Source organism: Cytophaga hutchinsonii ATCC 33406, assembly GCF_000014145.1.
Lineage (GTDB): Bacteria > Bacteroidota > Bacteroidia > Cytophagales > Cytophagaceae > Cytophaga > Cytophaga hutchinsonii.
Map to the genome: position 1 here is coordinate 2,474,244 of NC_008255.1, position 15,063 is coordinate 2,489,306.

The 15,063-nt window shown below is 39.3% G+C and carries 13 protein-coding genes; 6 read left to right on the plus strand and 7 right to left on the minus strand.

All coding sequences use genetic code 11. The features are described from left to right. The 3 genes from CHU_RS10390 to CHU_RS10400 all read right to left on the minus strand — a co-directional run bounded on the left by CHU_RS10390 (position 1) and on the right by CHU_RS10400 (position 2,264). Positions 1–987 carry a hypothetical protein gene (locus CHU_RS10390; protein ID WP_011585510.1) on the minus strand — a complete coding sequence of 329 codons (987 nt, stop codon included), beginning with the start codon at positions 985–987 and terminating at the stop codon, positions 1–3. Next, complete coding sequence (locus CHU_RS10395) at positions 987–1,484, minus strand: heavy-metal-associated domain-containing protein (protein ID WP_143144189.1); 498 nt, start codon at positions 1,482–1,484, stop codon at positions 987–989. Before CHU_RS10395 ends, CHU_RS10390 begins: the two co-directional genes overlap by 1 nt. A 63-nt stretch (positions 1,485–1,547) precedes the next feature. Beyond that, on the minus strand, positions 1,548–2,264 hold the full coding sequence (locus CHU_RS10400; RefSeq protein WP_011585512.1) for an RDD family protein: 717 nt from the start codon (positions 2,262–2,264) through the stop codon (positions 1,548–1,550). A 126-nt stretch (positions 2,265–2,390) separates the two neighbouring features. Between CHU_RS10400 and CHU_RS19205 the strand changes: the two genes are divergently transcribed. Genes CHU_RS19205 through CHU_RS10425 form a run of 5 tightly spaced genes read left to right on the plus strand, consistent with a single transcriptional unit; the run spans position 2,391 to position 8,728 of the window. Beyond that, positions 2,391–4,202, plus strand: coding sequence for a stage II sporulation protein M (locus CHU_RS19205; protein WP_011585513.1), 1,812 nt, complete (start codon positions 2,391–2,393; stop codon positions 4,200–4,202). 15 nt (positions 4,203–4,217) lie between these two features. Next, positions 4,218–4,904 (plus strand): hypothetical protein, encoded by a 687-nt coding sequence (locus CHU_RS18895; RefSeq protein ID WP_187148214.1) that lies wholly within the window; start codon positions 4,218–4,220, stop codon positions 4,902–4,904. Further along, positions 4,894–6,417: a DUF4350 domain-containing protein gene (locus CHU_RS10415; RefSeq protein WP_011585515.1), complete on the plus strand. Its 1,524-nt coding sequence runs from the start codon at positions 4,894–4,896 to the stop codon at positions 6,415–6,417. The genes CHU_RS18895 and CHU_RS10415 overlap by 11 nt, the downstream gene beginning before the upstream one ends. Next, positions 6,417–7,397, plus strand: a complete 981-nt coding sequence (locus CHU_RS10420; protein ID WP_011585516.1) for an AAA family ATPase — start codon at positions 6,417–6,419, stop codon at positions 7,395–7,397. The genes CHU_RS10415 and CHU_RS10420 overlap by 1 nt, the downstream gene beginning before the upstream one ends. Continuing rightward, positions 7,394–8,728, plus strand: a complete 1,335-nt coding sequence (locus CHU_RS10425; RefSeq protein WP_011585517.1) for a DUF58 domain-containing protein — start codon at positions 7,394–7,396, stop codon at positions 8,726–8,728. The genes CHU_RS10420 and CHU_RS10425 overlap by 4 nt, the downstream gene beginning before the upstream one ends. 23 nt (positions 8,729–8,751) lie before the next feature. On the opposite strand, the gene CHU_RS10430 is transcribed toward CHU_RS10425, so the two are convergent. Then, positions 8,752–9,189, minus strand: coding sequence for an NUDIX hydrolase (locus CHU_RS10430; RefSeq protein WP_238379256.1), 438 nt, complete (start codon positions 9,187–9,189; stop codon positions 8,752–8,754). Positions 9,190–9,624: 435 nt separating this feature from the next. Between CHU_RS10430 and CHU_RS10435 the strand changes: the two genes are divergently transcribed. Continuing rightward, complete coding sequence (locus CHU_RS10435) at positions 9,625–11,691, plus strand: T9SS type A sorting domain-containing protein (RefSeq protein WP_011585519.1); 2,067 nt, start codon at positions 9,625–9,627, stop codon at positions 11,689–11,691. A gap of 50 nt (positions 11,692–11,741) precedes the next feature. Here CHU_RS10435 and CHU_RS19575 read toward each other — a convergent pair whose 3' ends face one another. The 3 genes from CHU_RS19575 to CHU_RS10445 form a co-directional block, all read right to left on the minus strand. Beyond that, positions 11,742–11,891 (minus strand): hypothetical protein, encoded by a 150-nt coding sequence (locus CHU_RS19575; protein ID WP_177254183.1) that lies wholly within the window; start codon positions 11,889–11,891, stop codon positions 11,742–11,744. A 132-nt stretch (positions 11,892–12,023) separates the two neighbouring features. After that, positions 12,024–13,130, minus strand: a complete 1,107-nt coding sequence (locus tag CHU_RS10440; RefSeq protein ID WP_011585520.1) for a dipeptide epimerase — start codon at positions 13,128–13,130, stop codon at positions 12,024–12,026. 280 nt (positions 13,131–13,410) lie between these two features. Next, positions 13,411–14,943 carry an OmpA family protein gene (locus CHU_RS10445; protein ID WP_011585521.1) on the minus strand — a complete coding sequence of 511 codons (1,533 nt, stop codon included), beginning with the start codon at positions 14,941–14,943 and terminating at the stop codon, positions 13,411–13,413. Between the last annotated feature and the right edge of the window lie 120 nt (positions 14,944–15,063).

Below are 15,063 nucleotides of genomic sequence, written 5' to 3' on the forward strand. Positions count from 1 at the left end.
TTACATCTTCACCTGGTTTAATTTTTTATTTTTTTTGTTTTTATACAGGTACGTCTGGTACTGCATGGTAAACATCGGCGCCCAGTAATTGTATGAACGGTCTTTCAATGCCAGTGTAACACCTATGTCTACACGGCTAGTTGAATTACTTATAAACTGTACCGCAAACATACCTGCTATATAGGCATTTGCTTTCAGCGTCATATATGTATACGGGCTATATTGTGCATAGCTGGCAAAATCAATCTGCTGTCCGTACTGTTCCACATAGGCCTCGCCGTATTGCTTGAACATAAATTCCGCATACAGATTTATATTCAGATCGGAATAGGATTGATATGTTAATGGCCAGATCCGGTATCCGGTAGAAATCTCCATATAGGTAGCGTCTCCGGATTGAAAACGCACCTGTATATCGGACTGTTTATACATAAGCGGATGTATGAAGCCCAGCGTTACAGAAGTAGCAAACCTTCCCAGCAGGTATGTTGAAATTAATCCGCCGCCATAGCCGGAATTGTCTGTCATCAGGGTAGGTTCTGCATCGTCGTGTGCAATAAAGGATTTACAGCCTTCAGCAAATACGGCCAACCGCAGATGCTGATGGTATTTATCGAGTGAAAAAAAACGGTATTTCGAATAGATGTTTATACCTTCAATGCCATAACCTGCCGGCGGATAAGATCTGAGGTGGTGATTAAAAAAATACGGCAGCAGGTCAGTCGGGAATTTAGAATAGTGATGATTTGATACACCAAGCGTAGCCATGACTGTCCACTTAGATGTAATGCCATACATATACCTGAGGTGATAACTATCTTTCAGCCGGTTGGATGTCTGTTCGTTGTAGCGTTCATAAAAAAACCGCAAACCGGAAACACCTTTAGGCACTGTGGATGCAGGCTCTGCATGCGGAAATAATTCCTGCCCGGCGACATTATTACTGATTATCCACAGGAATAGATATGCTGCGATTTTTTTACCCATCAGAAATAGTAATAATGCTTATTGCCTGTTTCAGGAATGGGTGGCAACGGATCCGGTATTTTTTTTACCCAGGTATGATATGTTTTTTTATCCATAAAATACTTCCCTGCCAGCCTTACATATCCGTTTGAACGGAACGTATGTGGGTCACCAATGTAAATATAGCTATACGCACACTGCTTACCGTTTATATTGTAAGTAACGCGTTCACAATCGGGCACATAAAATGCGCCCACTGAAAAACCGGCATCATAAACCGCTTTAGCAAGTACATCCCAATCTACCTGTTTTGAAAAGTTGACCAATATGGTTGCTTCATTCAGATTAAGATTCATTTTAACAGCGGAGACAAAATCAATCAGTCTGATTTTTTCTTCTACAGATTTAGAACAGCTTGAACAGGTTAAGCCGGTTACCTGAATCTTTACGGTATCAATCTGTGCCGATGCGGTAAGACAGATAAAAAAAGATACAAAGATATATAGGCTGCTTTTCATGGATCGGAACGATTGCTGGAAATACATGGATGTATGGTAGAGAACGGAAATACCTGCGGATTATTATCGCGTAAGGATCACGTAATCTTTTAATACCTGCTTCAGAAATTCCAGTTTCTTTTGCGGCACGGCAATATTCATTTTTGCTGCAACCTGCTTGCTCAGCAGGATGATTGCTTCTTTATGGGCATCGTTCGGGTATGATACAGAGCGGTCAATCGTATTTTTCAATACAAGCATCTGCTCTTCTGAGAAGCGGGTTACATCCGGATATACAGGTACATAGCCTTCAGCACTTTTTTTCTTCAAAACACTTTCCAGTGTAATAAAATAACTTGCTTTAGTTTTAATTACCACCGTATTAGCTACAAAATCACCCAGGCGCTGATGCCTTTTTGTAATCGTTACCATGATCGTTGCCAGGCTTCCCATACTTAATAGTATATCTACCGAACGGAACGCCCAACGGATCAGAAAATCATTCAGCCGTGTTTCCTGCCCATCCAGTCGTACAACCTGTGTACCTAACATCATTTTACCCAGCGACTTTCCATTATTAAATACTTCCAGCGTAAGACTATAAAAAACCACTACGGGAACTATAAAACAATAAGCCAGTGTACCGCTGCCCGTTGCGGAGTATATGGCCATGGAAATAAAGCCGCCACCTACCGACAGAATAAGCATGTCCAGCAGGCAGCCGATTATGCGATCGCGTAACGGTGCGGCTTCATACTCAATTGCTACATTTTGGCTGGTTTGTATCTCTATGTTCGACATAAAAAATGTATCTTTATGTTATAATTATTTTGTGCTGTTAAATGAATTTCATACTATTGAATACATCATCCAATAGGGAATTTTATTCAATGGAAGATTTTATCGTATGAATTTACTTGTTTTTAAATGAAAGAATCACTTTTTATTAAGCAAAATAAACAAAAGTGGAAAGATTTAGAAAAGCATTTAGCGTCTGAACAAAAAGATCCGGACAAGTTAAGTGATTTATATATTCAGGTAAGTGATGATCTATCCTATGCGCGTACGTTTTATCCAAACAGGTCTGTAAGACTCTACCTGAACAACTTAGCTCAATCCGTTTATTCCAATATTTATAAAAGCCGCCGTTCAAAATGGTCGGATATTGTATTCTTCTGGAAAGAAGAATTACCAAAAATTGTATGGGATTCCAGAAAGGAATTAAACATCAGTTTTTTTGTATTTGTGCTTGCTGTATCCATCGGTGTTTTTTCAGCCATACAGGACCCGAATTTTGTGCGTGTTATTCTAGGCGATGAATATGTAAACAATACGCTTAAAAATATTCAGAACGGCGATCCTATGGCCGTATACAAGCAATCCAAGAATATGGATATGTTTTTAGGCATTACAATTAATAATGTAAAGGTAGATTTCTTAACGTTCGCAAGCGGGCTCTTTTTGGGAATCGGTTCTATTTTAATTATGCTCTTCAATGGTGTAATGGTTGGCGTGTTTCAATACTTCTTTGTGCAGCAGGGTTTATTTATTGAATCTGCCTTAACGATCTGGCTGCACGGGACGCTGGAAATGGCGGGCATGGTACTGGCCGGCGCTGCTGGTATACGTATGGGCAGCGGATTGATCTTTCCCGGAAGCTACTCCCGTTTACAAGCCTTTCAACGCTCTGCCATGCATGGCTTTAAACTGCTTATGGGAACAGTACCCATTACGATCTTCGCGGCTGTTATTGAAAGTTTTTTAACCCGCTTTACAGAAACACCTGATCTTGTAAGATTTGCACTTATCCTGCTTTCTTTATTTTTTATTGTTGGATATTTCATTGTATATCCGATCATAAAAAACAGAAATGGTTTTTCTACCTTTATTAAACAAACAAAAATTTCAGCGGCAGATTTTAAAACACCTTCTACTACCAGTATTGATGACAATACCGAACTGATACGTAATTCATTTTCGCTGTTCCATCATTATCTGTTTTTGAATGCTCCGTTGAAATTAGTGTCTCTGGTACTTTCAACAGGTTTGCTGATCGTTTCGCTGCATGAAGTTCTTCCCGAAGACATTGATTACAGACAATGGTTTTTCTTTACGCATTTTCTGGATTCGAATTTACCGGTCTACATTCATGCCATGCATGTATTCAATTTATCTATTCTGTTGTTTTTTGTCACGTACAACATCAGTTGTCTGGTTAAAGATAAAGCGTTTACTCTTATTGTCTTTTCGCTACAGAATTATTATAAATCATTTATAACTGCGCTGCTGATTTATACGTTGTTTTTTCTGCCAAATGAAACCCTGATCTTTTTCGCAGTTATATTACTGACTCCTCCATTATTTATTATCCTTATCGTTTCAGTGATCGAAGAACAGCATTACTTTCAATCGATCACGTTATCCTTTAGCTATATGCAAAAGCAGTATATGTCAGTTGTTGGTTTATTTGTTTTGTTATCCGGCTGCATGTCGCTGTATTATCTGTTTCTTGAATCTCCATTTACGTATTTCTTTATTGAGTTTGTACTCTTTAATATAGATGTGGATGCTGAAACATTACGCTGGATCTACATTTCTTTTTACAGCATTTTATCTTACGCAGGTATCTTTTATTTACTGCCGCTGTGTGCATATGGTACAATGTGGAAGTTTTTCAGTTTAAAGGAAATTAAGTATGCAGGTAACTTATTCAATAAAATTCATTCAAACTGGAAATAATGTATGATTGAACGAATGATACGATATCTGTTTGTAATTTTATTAAGCGTATACTTAACACTGCATGCAGCTGCCGACAGCAATTCGTACAGCGAAAAGCCGCTGAATAAGCAAAAGTGGGAAGAACTTTCAAACGGGCTTGACTATACAGAAGACCCAAACAAAAAACCAAAAGAAAAAGAGCCGGTCAGCAAAGAAAAAGATACAGCTCCTGATCTGTCAGGCGTTAGCGAAGGGATTAAATATATTGGCTTTGCGCTGATCATCGGAATCATTGGTTATATCTGTGCATTGGTAATTGCTTCCCTTGTAAATAAAAATGCCCGCATTAAAAAGCAAACCTTGCAGATTACAAGTGAAGATGAATTGCAGGAAGAAAATATTTCCGAATGGCCTTTACAGAAAATACTGAACAAATACATGCATGAAGGTGACATACGGAATGCAATCCGGATCTATTACCTCATGGCACTGCAGCAGCTGCACCTCAACGGGTTTATTAAATGGGAAAAAGATAAAACAAACAGTAAATACCTACTTGAATTATCGGCTCAACCATTCGTTGCGGATTTCTCTGCGTTAACCACCATTTATGAAACAACCTGGTATGGAAAATATGTTCCCGATGAGGCAGTTTTCAGTATCATAAAAGATCAGTTTACAATGTTCAACAATCAGTTCCCTAGACCAGATGCAAACTAAAAAAACATGGTTATGGATTGTACTTGGCGTTGTTGCAGGCATTGCAGTACTGTTCTATTTATTTTACACAAAAAAAAGGGTTAACTGGGACGAGCATTATAAAACTTCCTCGAAAGATCCGTATGGCTTATATCTGATCAAAGAATTAATTGCAGACAGATATAAGGATGATATGAAGGATATCAATAAATCCTTAGATGAAATTTTACCTCTTGACGATACCGTTAAAAAGGGTACGATTATTTATATCGGCAACACCCTGAACTTAACTGACCGGGATACAAAATCATTCTATACCTTTATTGAAAAAGGAAACAATGCCTTTGTTTCTATCAATCAATTGCCTCATAGCATGCAGTATTTATTATATGCCGGCGGCACGTTTACATTTGATTCTGCAACCAGCACACTTATCTATCCGCAATCAATTCCTTTTATGCCGGTTGAAAAATCAGACATTGAAAAGGTAGTTGACTCACTTGCTACCTATCCGGAAGGAGGCGACAGTCTGCCAGTCATTCCTTATGAGCAGGTAGAAGCATATGATGAAACAGACGATTACGACGAAGACGATGCAGCGCTTGAAAATAATACATTGACAGACACTGTTCAGGCAGCCACGGATACGGTATCCTATGAAATCCCTGAACTTAGCGGTGTAGCACCGGTGCACGTTCAACAGGCCAAAATTAAAACAACATTAAAACCACCCCTACCTGACACCCATACAACGTTTACCTTTGAGACCGTTAAGACATCCTTTTTCAGTATTGAGATGCCGTATAAATGGAGTCTTTTTGCGGCACAGGCAAATCTGCATTACACGTGCTCCAAACTTACCAGTGTAAATGATTCGATGTGCAATTTCATTTCGATTCCTTATGGAAAAGGAAAACTTTACATACATACGAGTCCGGTATTATTTTCCAATTTCCATCTAAAGGAAAAACAAGGATTTGCCTATGCAAAAAATATCTTATCTGTGTTATCAGAGGGGCCTGTCTATTGGAACGAAATCAGTGCTTCACAGGGCTCTGCAAACAATGAGGGCATGCATACACCCAAAGTATATTTAAAGTACATCCTTTCTTTCGATTCACTTCGCTGGGCCTGGTACCTGTTATTAGCAACCACCTTTATTTACATTGTATTTACCAGCAAACGCAAACAACGTATTATTCCGGTTGTGGAACCTATTGTAAATACAAGCCTTGAATATGTACATACAACAGGCAGATTATACGCACAGATCGGAAATCACCGCAAACTGGTTCAGTTAAACATGCGTTTGTTTTTATCCGGTATTCAGCAAAAATATGCTGTGCATATCAATCTTTCAGATCCGGTATCTGCCGGATGGCTGGCAAACAAGTCAGGTATCCCTGTTGAACAATATGCAGAACTGCATAACACCTATAAAAAATTAACCGTACCCGGTCACGATATTAAAACAACAGAACTTCATACCTTCTATCAACAGATGCAATTCATTTACAAAAAAATTCAAAACTAATGGAAGATACATTTTCAATAACACCGGATGATTCGTACAGCAGACTTAACAATATGGTTTTGCGTGTAAAAAATGAAATTCATAAAGTAATTATTGGTCAGGATGAAATGATCGATCTGATGCTGGCGGGTATTTTTTCCGGCGGCCATGTACTGCTTGAAGGTGTACCCGGTATTGCAAAAACAGTAACAGCTAAAACATTAGCTAAAACACTTGATGTACATTTCAACCGTATTCAGTTCACACCGGATCTGATGCCGACGGATGTAGTTGGCACAACCATTTTCAATGTAAAAACAGCAGAATTTCAATTTAATAAAGGGCCCATCTTTTCCAACATTGTGTTAATTGATGAGATCAACCGTTCGCCTGCAAAAACACAGGCGGCGTTGTTCGAAGTAATGGAAGAGAAACAGATTACAGTAGATGGTGTTACGCACCCGCTGCAATTTCCGTTCTTTGTGATTGCTACGCAGAACCCGATTGAACAGGAAGGAACGTATAAACTTCCGGAAGCGCAGCTAGATCGCTTTATTTTTAAAATAAAATTAAGCTACCCGACATTAGAAGAGGAAAAAAGAATTTTAAGACGCTTTAAGGAAGACTTTACCAATAAGGTAAGCCAGGAAGTATCTTCTGTTTTAAGTTATCAGGATTTGACTTTCATTGCCGAACACATTGAAAAAATTCACATTGAAGAACATCTGTTAGATTATATCGGACAGATTGTTTTCAATACACGTAATCACCCGGATCTGTATCTGGGCGCTTCTCCCAGAGCATCGTTGTCTATTTTAAAAACGTCTAAAGCCATTGCTGCCATGCGGGGCAGAAACTTTGTGATCCCTGAAGACATACAGTATGTAGCGTATCCGGTATTAAATCACAGAATCATTTTAACGCCTGAAAAAGAAATGGAAGGTGACTCTACTGAAAGTGTGATCAAATCAATCATTGAAAAAATAGAAGTGCCGAGGTGAGATCAATCATAAAAAATACTTTCTTAACAAACCGGTTTTACGTTGTACTAACCAGTATCATCGGACTGTTTATTCTTGCCTACCCTTTTCCGATACTGCTGGTCGTTGCAAAAATAAGTCTGGTTATACTTGCTATTACAACAGTGGCAGATGGGTTCTTTATTTTTAACCCGTCCGTAACCTTTATCTGTACACGTAAAGTTTCGAATATCTTATCCCTTGGTTCAGAAAATACCATTCGGTTAAGTATCAAGAACACAAGCGATTTACCGTTTACGCTTACCATCTATGATGAAATCCCCGATCAGTTTCAGGAGCGGAATTTTTCATTTACAATGAACATGCAGGGCCAGGAGAAAAAACAAATAGATTATGTACTTCGCCCGCTATCCCGCGGTGAATATACATTCGGCAATACCTTGCTGTTCATTAAAAGTGTTATTGGTATGGTTGAGCGCAGATCTGAAATACAGACACACATAACTATTCCTGTGTATCCATCGATCCTGCTGATGAAACAGCTGGAACTAAAAACATTTACCCGCATATCCCATCATTATGGTATAAAGAAGCTGAGACGTATCGGACACAGCTATGAATTTGAGCAGATAAAAAATTACGTGCGTGGCGATGATTACCGCAGCATTAACTGGAAAGCTACCAGCCGCCGCAGTGATCTGATGGTGAATCAATACGAAGAAGAAAAATCCCAGCAGATTTTCTGCATCATTGATAAAAGCCGCAGCATGCGTATGCCCTTTGATGGCTTAACGCTGCTGGACCATTCCATCAACACCGCACTTATACTTAGCAATACCGCATTAAAAAAGGACGATAAAGTTGGTCTGTTAACATTTAGCAATACCATTAACCGTTTGGTAAAACCGGATAAAGGTAGCCGTCAGCTGAAAAATATATTAGAAGCTTTATATAAAGAAAAAGAACACGCGCTGGAATCGAATTATGAATTGCTGTATCAAACAACACGTTCGGTCATTAAAGGACGAAGTCTGATCTTTTTATTCACCAACTTTGAAAGCTACCATGCGCTGGAACGCATGCTGCCTTACCTGAGACGTATAAATAACGCGCACTTGCTGGTGGTGATCTTCTTTGAAAATACAGAGCTCAGTACATTTGCATTAAAAGATGCAACAGATACCGAGGAAATTTATCAGCAGACAATGGCTAAAAAAAGTCTGCAGGAGAAAATACGGATCAGCAATGAACTTAAGAAGTTTGGTATTCAATCCATCTTTACAAAACCACAGGACCTTCCGTTAAATTCTATTAACAAATACCTCGAGCTGAAATCAAGAGGTATGATATAAAAGTCGCTGCGTTGTAAAGCACCCTACAGCTCTCTGACAGAAGCACCCAGCTGATGCTGAATGTAAGCAAACTCTTTTGACATATTCGCTGGCAAAGCATCTATATTAAACCAGGCTAACTCTTCAAATTCATCCTTAATGGCAGGTAGCGGAATATCGTTTGCCTGTATCATAGAGATCATAAAAATAATATTTTTTGCCTGTGCCGACTCGTATTCAATGAAAGGCGGCACTTCATTTTTTAGTTCGTACGCATGAATGGCGCTTGAATACGCCGCGGTTAAAAATAATTCTTCATCCAGCTCCCGGATACCTGCTTCAAAATCTGTCTCTCCCGGTTCCACAGACCCTCCCGGAATCCACCAGAAGGATTCATTGTTTGAGACTCTTCTGCCTAGTAATACGCGATATTCCTGTGAGGTAATCTTCTGAACAAATAAAATTTTAGACTTGCGTTTCATTTCAAACAATTTAACCATTAAATAAAGATACAGGATTTATGGCCGAAGTTAAAACTTAAATGTTGGAACACTCGTTATATAATGCATGCATTGTAGTATTACATGCAGGCCTTATAATTATAGGTCATTTTTAGTATTATACCTTGTAATACCTTTTACTATTCTATCTGAAACAGATGATATTTCCAGCCTGTTTATCTTTCTAATTATTTCTGTAATGATCTAAAAAAGTGTTATTTGGAGCTATTTCGTTCTATTTACCGTATAAATATTCACTCTTTTGATTTTAGAGTACCAATAACTGAATAATTGAACTATTCAAATATATTTTTTAACAAATCAAAAACCATAAGCCGTTAACCTTCGTTAATAAATTAAAATTAAAACTCAAAAAATCCAAAAAGGGTTTTGATTTATTAAAAAAAGTATATAGCGATGAAACGATTCTTAGGCTTATCTGTTCTTATATATATGCTGCTTTCGGGTATGATGGCAGCCGCACAATGTCCGTCAGATCCTACTGCATCCTGCACGAGCACGATAAGCGCATCTTCTGTTACAAACGTAACGGTTGCTGCGGGGCAGGTTGTGTGTGTTACCGGCGGCATTCATACCGGTACATTTAACGTTCAGAACGGCGGTATCCTATTGGTGTCCGGTGGTACAATCGGCCCACAGGTTGCTGTACAAAATGGCGGTAACCTTGTTGTTTCAGGAGGTATATTAACAGGGAGCGCCAGTTTGCCTGCGGGGGCAAGTATGTTCATAAAAAATAATCCGGCATTAAACGGTACACTTGCTATGTCTGGCGGTACCTTAAACGTATTAAGCGGCGGTACACTTGCTAAAGACATTAGTGCTACGGCTGCAAGTACCATAAATAACTGCGGTACACTTTCCGGCACACGTAACTTCAATACAAATATCACACTAAACAATTATTCAGCCAGCACTATAACATTAAGTACCGGCGGCAATACATTGAATAATTATGCCGATAACGTGACTATTGCTTATAACAACGTAAATACAACAAATACATTCAACAACTACGGTACAGGCGTGAACTTCAGTATAACAGGCGCATGGAACAGCGGGATGACCTTTAACAATGCTGCCGGTGCAGCCTTAACGGTTACTTCCGTACCAGGTGGAGCGATGCCTTCTGCTACGGTGTTCAATAATGCAGGAACACTTACCTATTCGCCGGTTTTAAATACAAATGGCGCAACCTTCAACAATGCTGCAACAGGTACATTTAATCTCTCAAGTTCCGCATCTGCAAACAGGCCTAATATTACCAATGATGGTACAATGAATGTTTCAGGTACCTTTTATTTAGCCGGCAATACAACAACCAACAATGGCACCATGACCTTTTCTGATGAGCTGCGTCTGGACGGCGGCACATTGAATCTTGGTGCTAATTCAACTACCACAACAAAAACGTTATATAAAAACAACGGCAGCATTAACATGTATGACCATAGTGTTTTAAATATTGTACAAAATGTTACTACATGGAACGGCACTGCTATTCACCTGGTATCGGGTTGTGCTTCGGTATTGGGAAGTACTACGCCAAGTACAACAAATATAAACGCTACTTTCCTGGATAATGCAAATATCAATTTCTGCGGTGCTCCTCCTGCGCAGTCGCCATCATATATTGCAATCACGTCGGTAACCAATAGTGCATCCAGTCCGGGCAGATACAGAATTGCCTTATCCTCCGGGCCTGCAACAAACGGTTATGTTCAGATCTCCGGTGTAACAGGTGTTTCAGATTTGAATGGTTACTGGCAGGTGATCAATAACGGAAACGGTACATGGGACCTTATCGGCAGCACATACACAGCAGGCGCAGTGATCAGCGGCAGCCAGGTAATCGTGGATCAAACCAAATTGAAATTAGGTCCAGGCTATTACTTAGGCTATTCCGGCTGCAGCAATCCATGTGCTCCACTGCCGATTACGTTACTCTCATTTACCGCAGAGAAAGAAGACGCGCATGTGGTTATTGAATGGGTAACACTGCAGGAAAAAAATAATCAGTCGTATACAGTAGAAAGATCTGCAGACGGCATTCATTTTGAATCTGTTGTTTCGCTTGCAGGAAATAAAAACAGTTCACAAAAAATGACCTACACGCAGTATGATTTCAGCCCGTTACCAGGCGTAACGTACTACAGATTAAAACAGACAGACATGGATCAAACACATTCGTATTCAAGTGTTGTTGCAGTAGATTCCAATTCAGAAATAGATTGGACCATCTACCCGAACCCAAGTACAACGGGCGATTTCACGATCCTTTCTGCCTTTGCCGATAATGAAATTGTTGCTGTTACCGTTACAGACATGACTGGCAATACGGTTAGATCATATGATGAAAGCTCGTACGAACAGCAAATGGAGATCAGCAACCTGGGTATGGGTTTGTATGTGGTGAGTATTCAAACAGTAACAGGCCAGAAATCTAAAAAAGTAATTGTTCAGTAAGAACAATATTACAAATAAATTAAAAAGGTCTGCTCAGAAAGCAGACCTTTTTAATTTATTTGTACGGTAATATTACCGTCTCTGGAAATACGGATGATACTTCTTTTATCCGAAAGATCTTCCGGATCACCACCCGCACCTTCTGTCTGGCCCGCTTGCTCCAGTATTATTTCATTATTCGCGTTGATCGAAAAATTCATTTCATACTGTTCTGAATCAGCATTAAAACGATATGCTGTATTTATAACTTTTGCCTGCTGTGTGTACTGATCATATAAAATTATCAGGCCAACGGAAGATGTTTCAGAACTTCCGACACAAACGCAAGGCGCTCAGTTTATGCATATTTTTTCCAGGCCCGACAGGTAATCCTTCTGGTAACCGGCGCCCAGCCCTGCTGTTTCGGGCACTTCAATGATACCTCTCTGCTGATAAACAATTCCTCCCCGTACCGGATCCGCTTCAAACATAAGCGGTGTATCAAAATCATAATAACAGATTGTTTTACTCACCAATGCTACGTGCGCAGCGGCGGTAAATCCCAGTCTTGATTCCAGAAAACCACCCACCTGAACAGGCATATGCGCCTGCTCTGCAAGCCTTATTATATTTAAGGCATTGGTGATACCTGCCGATTTACTCAGCTTAAGATTAAACGAATCACAGGCCTGTATCTGTATGAGGCGTTCCGCATCGAACGAATTGCAGCAGGATTCGTCTGCCATAATCGGTATGCGGCATGCCTGCCGTATTTTTGGCAACGCTGTATACAAATTCCGCGAGACAGGTTCTTCACAATGCTGTATGTTATAGGGTTCCAGCAGTGTTAATGTTTCAATGGCTGTTTCTACAGACCATCCCTGATTGGCGTCAATACGCAACGTAATGGAATCACCTGCAGCCTCACGGATCATGCGGATGCGTTCCACATCCAGCTCTTTGCTTCCGCCTACTTTCACTTTGATTATTTCAAATCCGTTTTTCTTAATCTGAACAGCGTCAGCAGCCATTTTATGCGGCTCGTCAATGCTTACTGTATAATCTGTTTGTATAATCTTATCTTTTTTGCCGCCTAAAAAAGCATATAAAGGCAGCCCGGCATGCTGAGCAGCAAGATCATACAAGGCAATATTAAACGCGCTTTTAATACAGCTGTTTCCATAGATAATTGCATCCATTAACAGGCTGTTGCTCACAATATCAAGACAGGATGTACCAATCAATCCTTTCGCCAAATACTGACCGACGATAAAAGCGGTATCCATACTTTCCCCGTGAATGGTCATAAACGGACTGCATTCTCCATATCCGATATGTCCGCTGGCAGTATGGATACGGACAATAACATTGTTCGCATGGGTCAGAATACCCAATGAGATTTTGAACGGCTCTTTTAGTTTAACGGGAGATTTGTATAGTTCAACCTGTGTTATAATCATACGATACACCTATACGAAAAAAAGACTATATGGTATAATAAAAAAGCAAGCTTGTGAATTCACTGTCGGCACACTCACAATTCTTTTTGGAAAAAATGTTATGTGACTTTTTACAGTACAGATAAACGATTTTTTGTTAAATCCATGAGTATATATCGGCCATTGACAATGTATACAAGCTTGCTCTACAAAGATACAAATAAAATCTGCAACACATATAAAAAATAAAACGGGTTTCATTAAAATAATGAAACCCGTTAAAATTAAGCGTGTTATTTTTTTATTTCTGAAGAATCGTAAATTCCACACGGCGGTTCAACTGACGGTTTTCAGGTGTATCGTTATCAACCATCGGTTTAGTAATACCAAATCCTTTAGAAGTAATGCGGTCTGCAGTTATGCCTTTAGAAATGATATAATCCATTACCGATTTAGCACGGTTTTGAGAAAGGATCATGTTTTTATCTGCATTCCCCTGATTGTCGGTATGGCCTTCAATCTCGATTTTCATTTTTGGATTTTCACGAAGCAATTTCACAACCTTATCCAATTCGTAATAGGATTCCGGTAACAGGTCGTATTTGCTTGTTTCAAAATAAATGTGATTTAATTTAATGCTTTGTCCAACTTCTATCGGTACTAAATAATAATCACGTGTGATTTCGATGTATTCATTTTTAGACCCAACTGTAATGGTATCGTATTCGGGAACATAACCGGCTGCAAATACATCGACAGAGTAGTTATGACCGAATGGTAAGATGATCTTGTATTGACCTGTTTCGTGATCTGTGTGACCTACACCTTCATCTGAATCATCCGGATAGATCTTGTATTCAATCGTTGCATCCAGAATCTGCTCTTTTGTTTTCGCGTTGTAGATTTTACCATCATACAAAGCAACCGGCTTTGGCTTATGCTCTTCTTTCAATTTGAAACGAATGATATCTGCGCTTCCATAAGAATTCAAATCAGAAACCATATATGCATACTCACCTTTTGCATCCGTAACATAATACGCGTCTTTAGAAGACGTATTCACATGCTCACCCATATTAACCGGTGTACTCCAGTTTAACCAGGAAGTATCGGATAAACGTTCTGTTTTATAAACATCTGTTAAACCAAGGCCACCCGGACGGTCGCTTGAGAAATATAAGGTTTTGTTATCAGCCGCCAGGAATGGCGCAAACTCATTAAAATCGGAAGCGTTAACCGTAGTACCCAATTTGACTGGTCTTGTGTATGTACCATCCTGTTTTTTTGTACTTACAAACAGATCATACAACGTGCATTTCTTTTTATCGCACATGGTAAAGATAATTGCGTTACCATCTGTAGATAAATACGCGCCATCATTTTCACCCAGGTTTACTTTTGCTAAATCCTGAATCACCAACATTTGTGGATCCGTCCAACCGTTTTTAGTTAAACGTGTTAGTGAAAAACCTTTGCCAAGATATTTTCCATTATCGTACGCGCCACGGATCAATAAGCTGTTACCATCGGCGTTTACAGACCATACGCAGTTTGCTGGCAATTGATTGATTTTGTCATCTGCACGTTTTGCCGGTGCCCAGTTACCCACACTGTCTTTTTCAGAGTGCCAGATATCCTGCTGATTTTTATTGTCCGGATGTCCATCACGAACAAAAAACATAATTTTACCATCCGCAGATATACGAGGCGTAAGTTCTGTTGCTTTCGAATTTATATTTTCTCCTAAATTCTGATGAACATACATTTCACTTGCGTCTTGTGCAAACAATAGTTTACTTGTAAAAAACAGACACAAAAAGATACTTTTTTTCATAAGGGGTTATATTTATACTTTTTCGCTACAAACGTAGCCAGACGATGTAAATTACTTGTTTGAGTATAATTAAACAAGTATATATCGGGTAATTGTTAGAATTGAGCGGGGAATGCTTTT

What these genes read in the sequence shown, in the direction of transcription:
- CHU_RS10400 (WP_011585512.1), bottom strand. Translation starts at nt 2,264, where the DNA reads ATGTCGAACATAGAGATACAAACCAGCCAAAATGTAGCAATTGAGTAT.
- CHU_RS10430 (WP_238379256.1), bottom strand. Translation starts at nt 9,189, where the DNA reads ATGAAACGCAAGTCTAAAATTTTATTTGTTCAGAAGATTACCTCACAG.
- CHU_RS19205 (WP_011585513.1), top strand. Translation starts at nt 2,391, where the DNA reads ATGAAAGAATCACTTTTTATTAAGCAAAATAAACAAAAGTGGAAAGAT.
- CHU_RS19575 (WP_177254183.1), bottom strand. Translation starts at nt 11,891, where the DNA reads ATGAATTTTTCGATCAACGCGAATAATGAAATAATACTGGAGCAAGCG.
- CHU_RS10445 (WP_011585521.1), bottom strand. Translation starts at nt 14,943, where the DNA reads ATGAAAAAAAGTATCTTTTTGTGTCTGTTTTTTACAAGTAAACTATTG.
- CHU_RS18895 (WP_187148214.1), top strand. Translation starts at nt 4,218, where the DNA reads ATGATACGATATCTGTTTGTAATTTTATTAAGCGTATACTTAACACTG.
- CHU_RS10395 (WP_143144189.1), bottom strand. Translation starts at nt 1,484, where the DNA reads ATGAAAAGCAGCCTATATATCTTTGTATCTTTTTTTATCTGTCTTACC.
- CHU_RS10420 (WP_011585516.1), top strand. Translation starts at nt 6,417, where the DNA reads ATGGAAGATACATTTTCAATAACACCGGATGATTCGTACAGCAGACTT.
- CHU_RS10415 (WP_011585515.1), top strand. Translation starts at nt 4,894, where the DNA reads ATGCAAACTAAAAAAACATGGTTATGGATTGTACTTGGCGTTGTTGCA.
- CHU_RS10440 (WP_011585520.1), bottom strand. Translation starts at nt 13,130, where the DNA reads ATGATTATAACACAGGTTGAACTATACAAATCTCCCGTTAAACTAAAA.
- CHU_RS10390 (WP_011585510.1), bottom strand. Translation starts at nt 987, where the DNA reads ATGGGTAAAAAAATCGCAGCATATCTATTCCTGTGGATAATCAGTAAT.
- CHU_RS10435 (WP_011585519.1), top strand. Translation starts at nt 9,625, where the DNA reads ATGAAACGATTCTTAGGCTTATCTGTTCTTATATATATGCTGCTTTCG.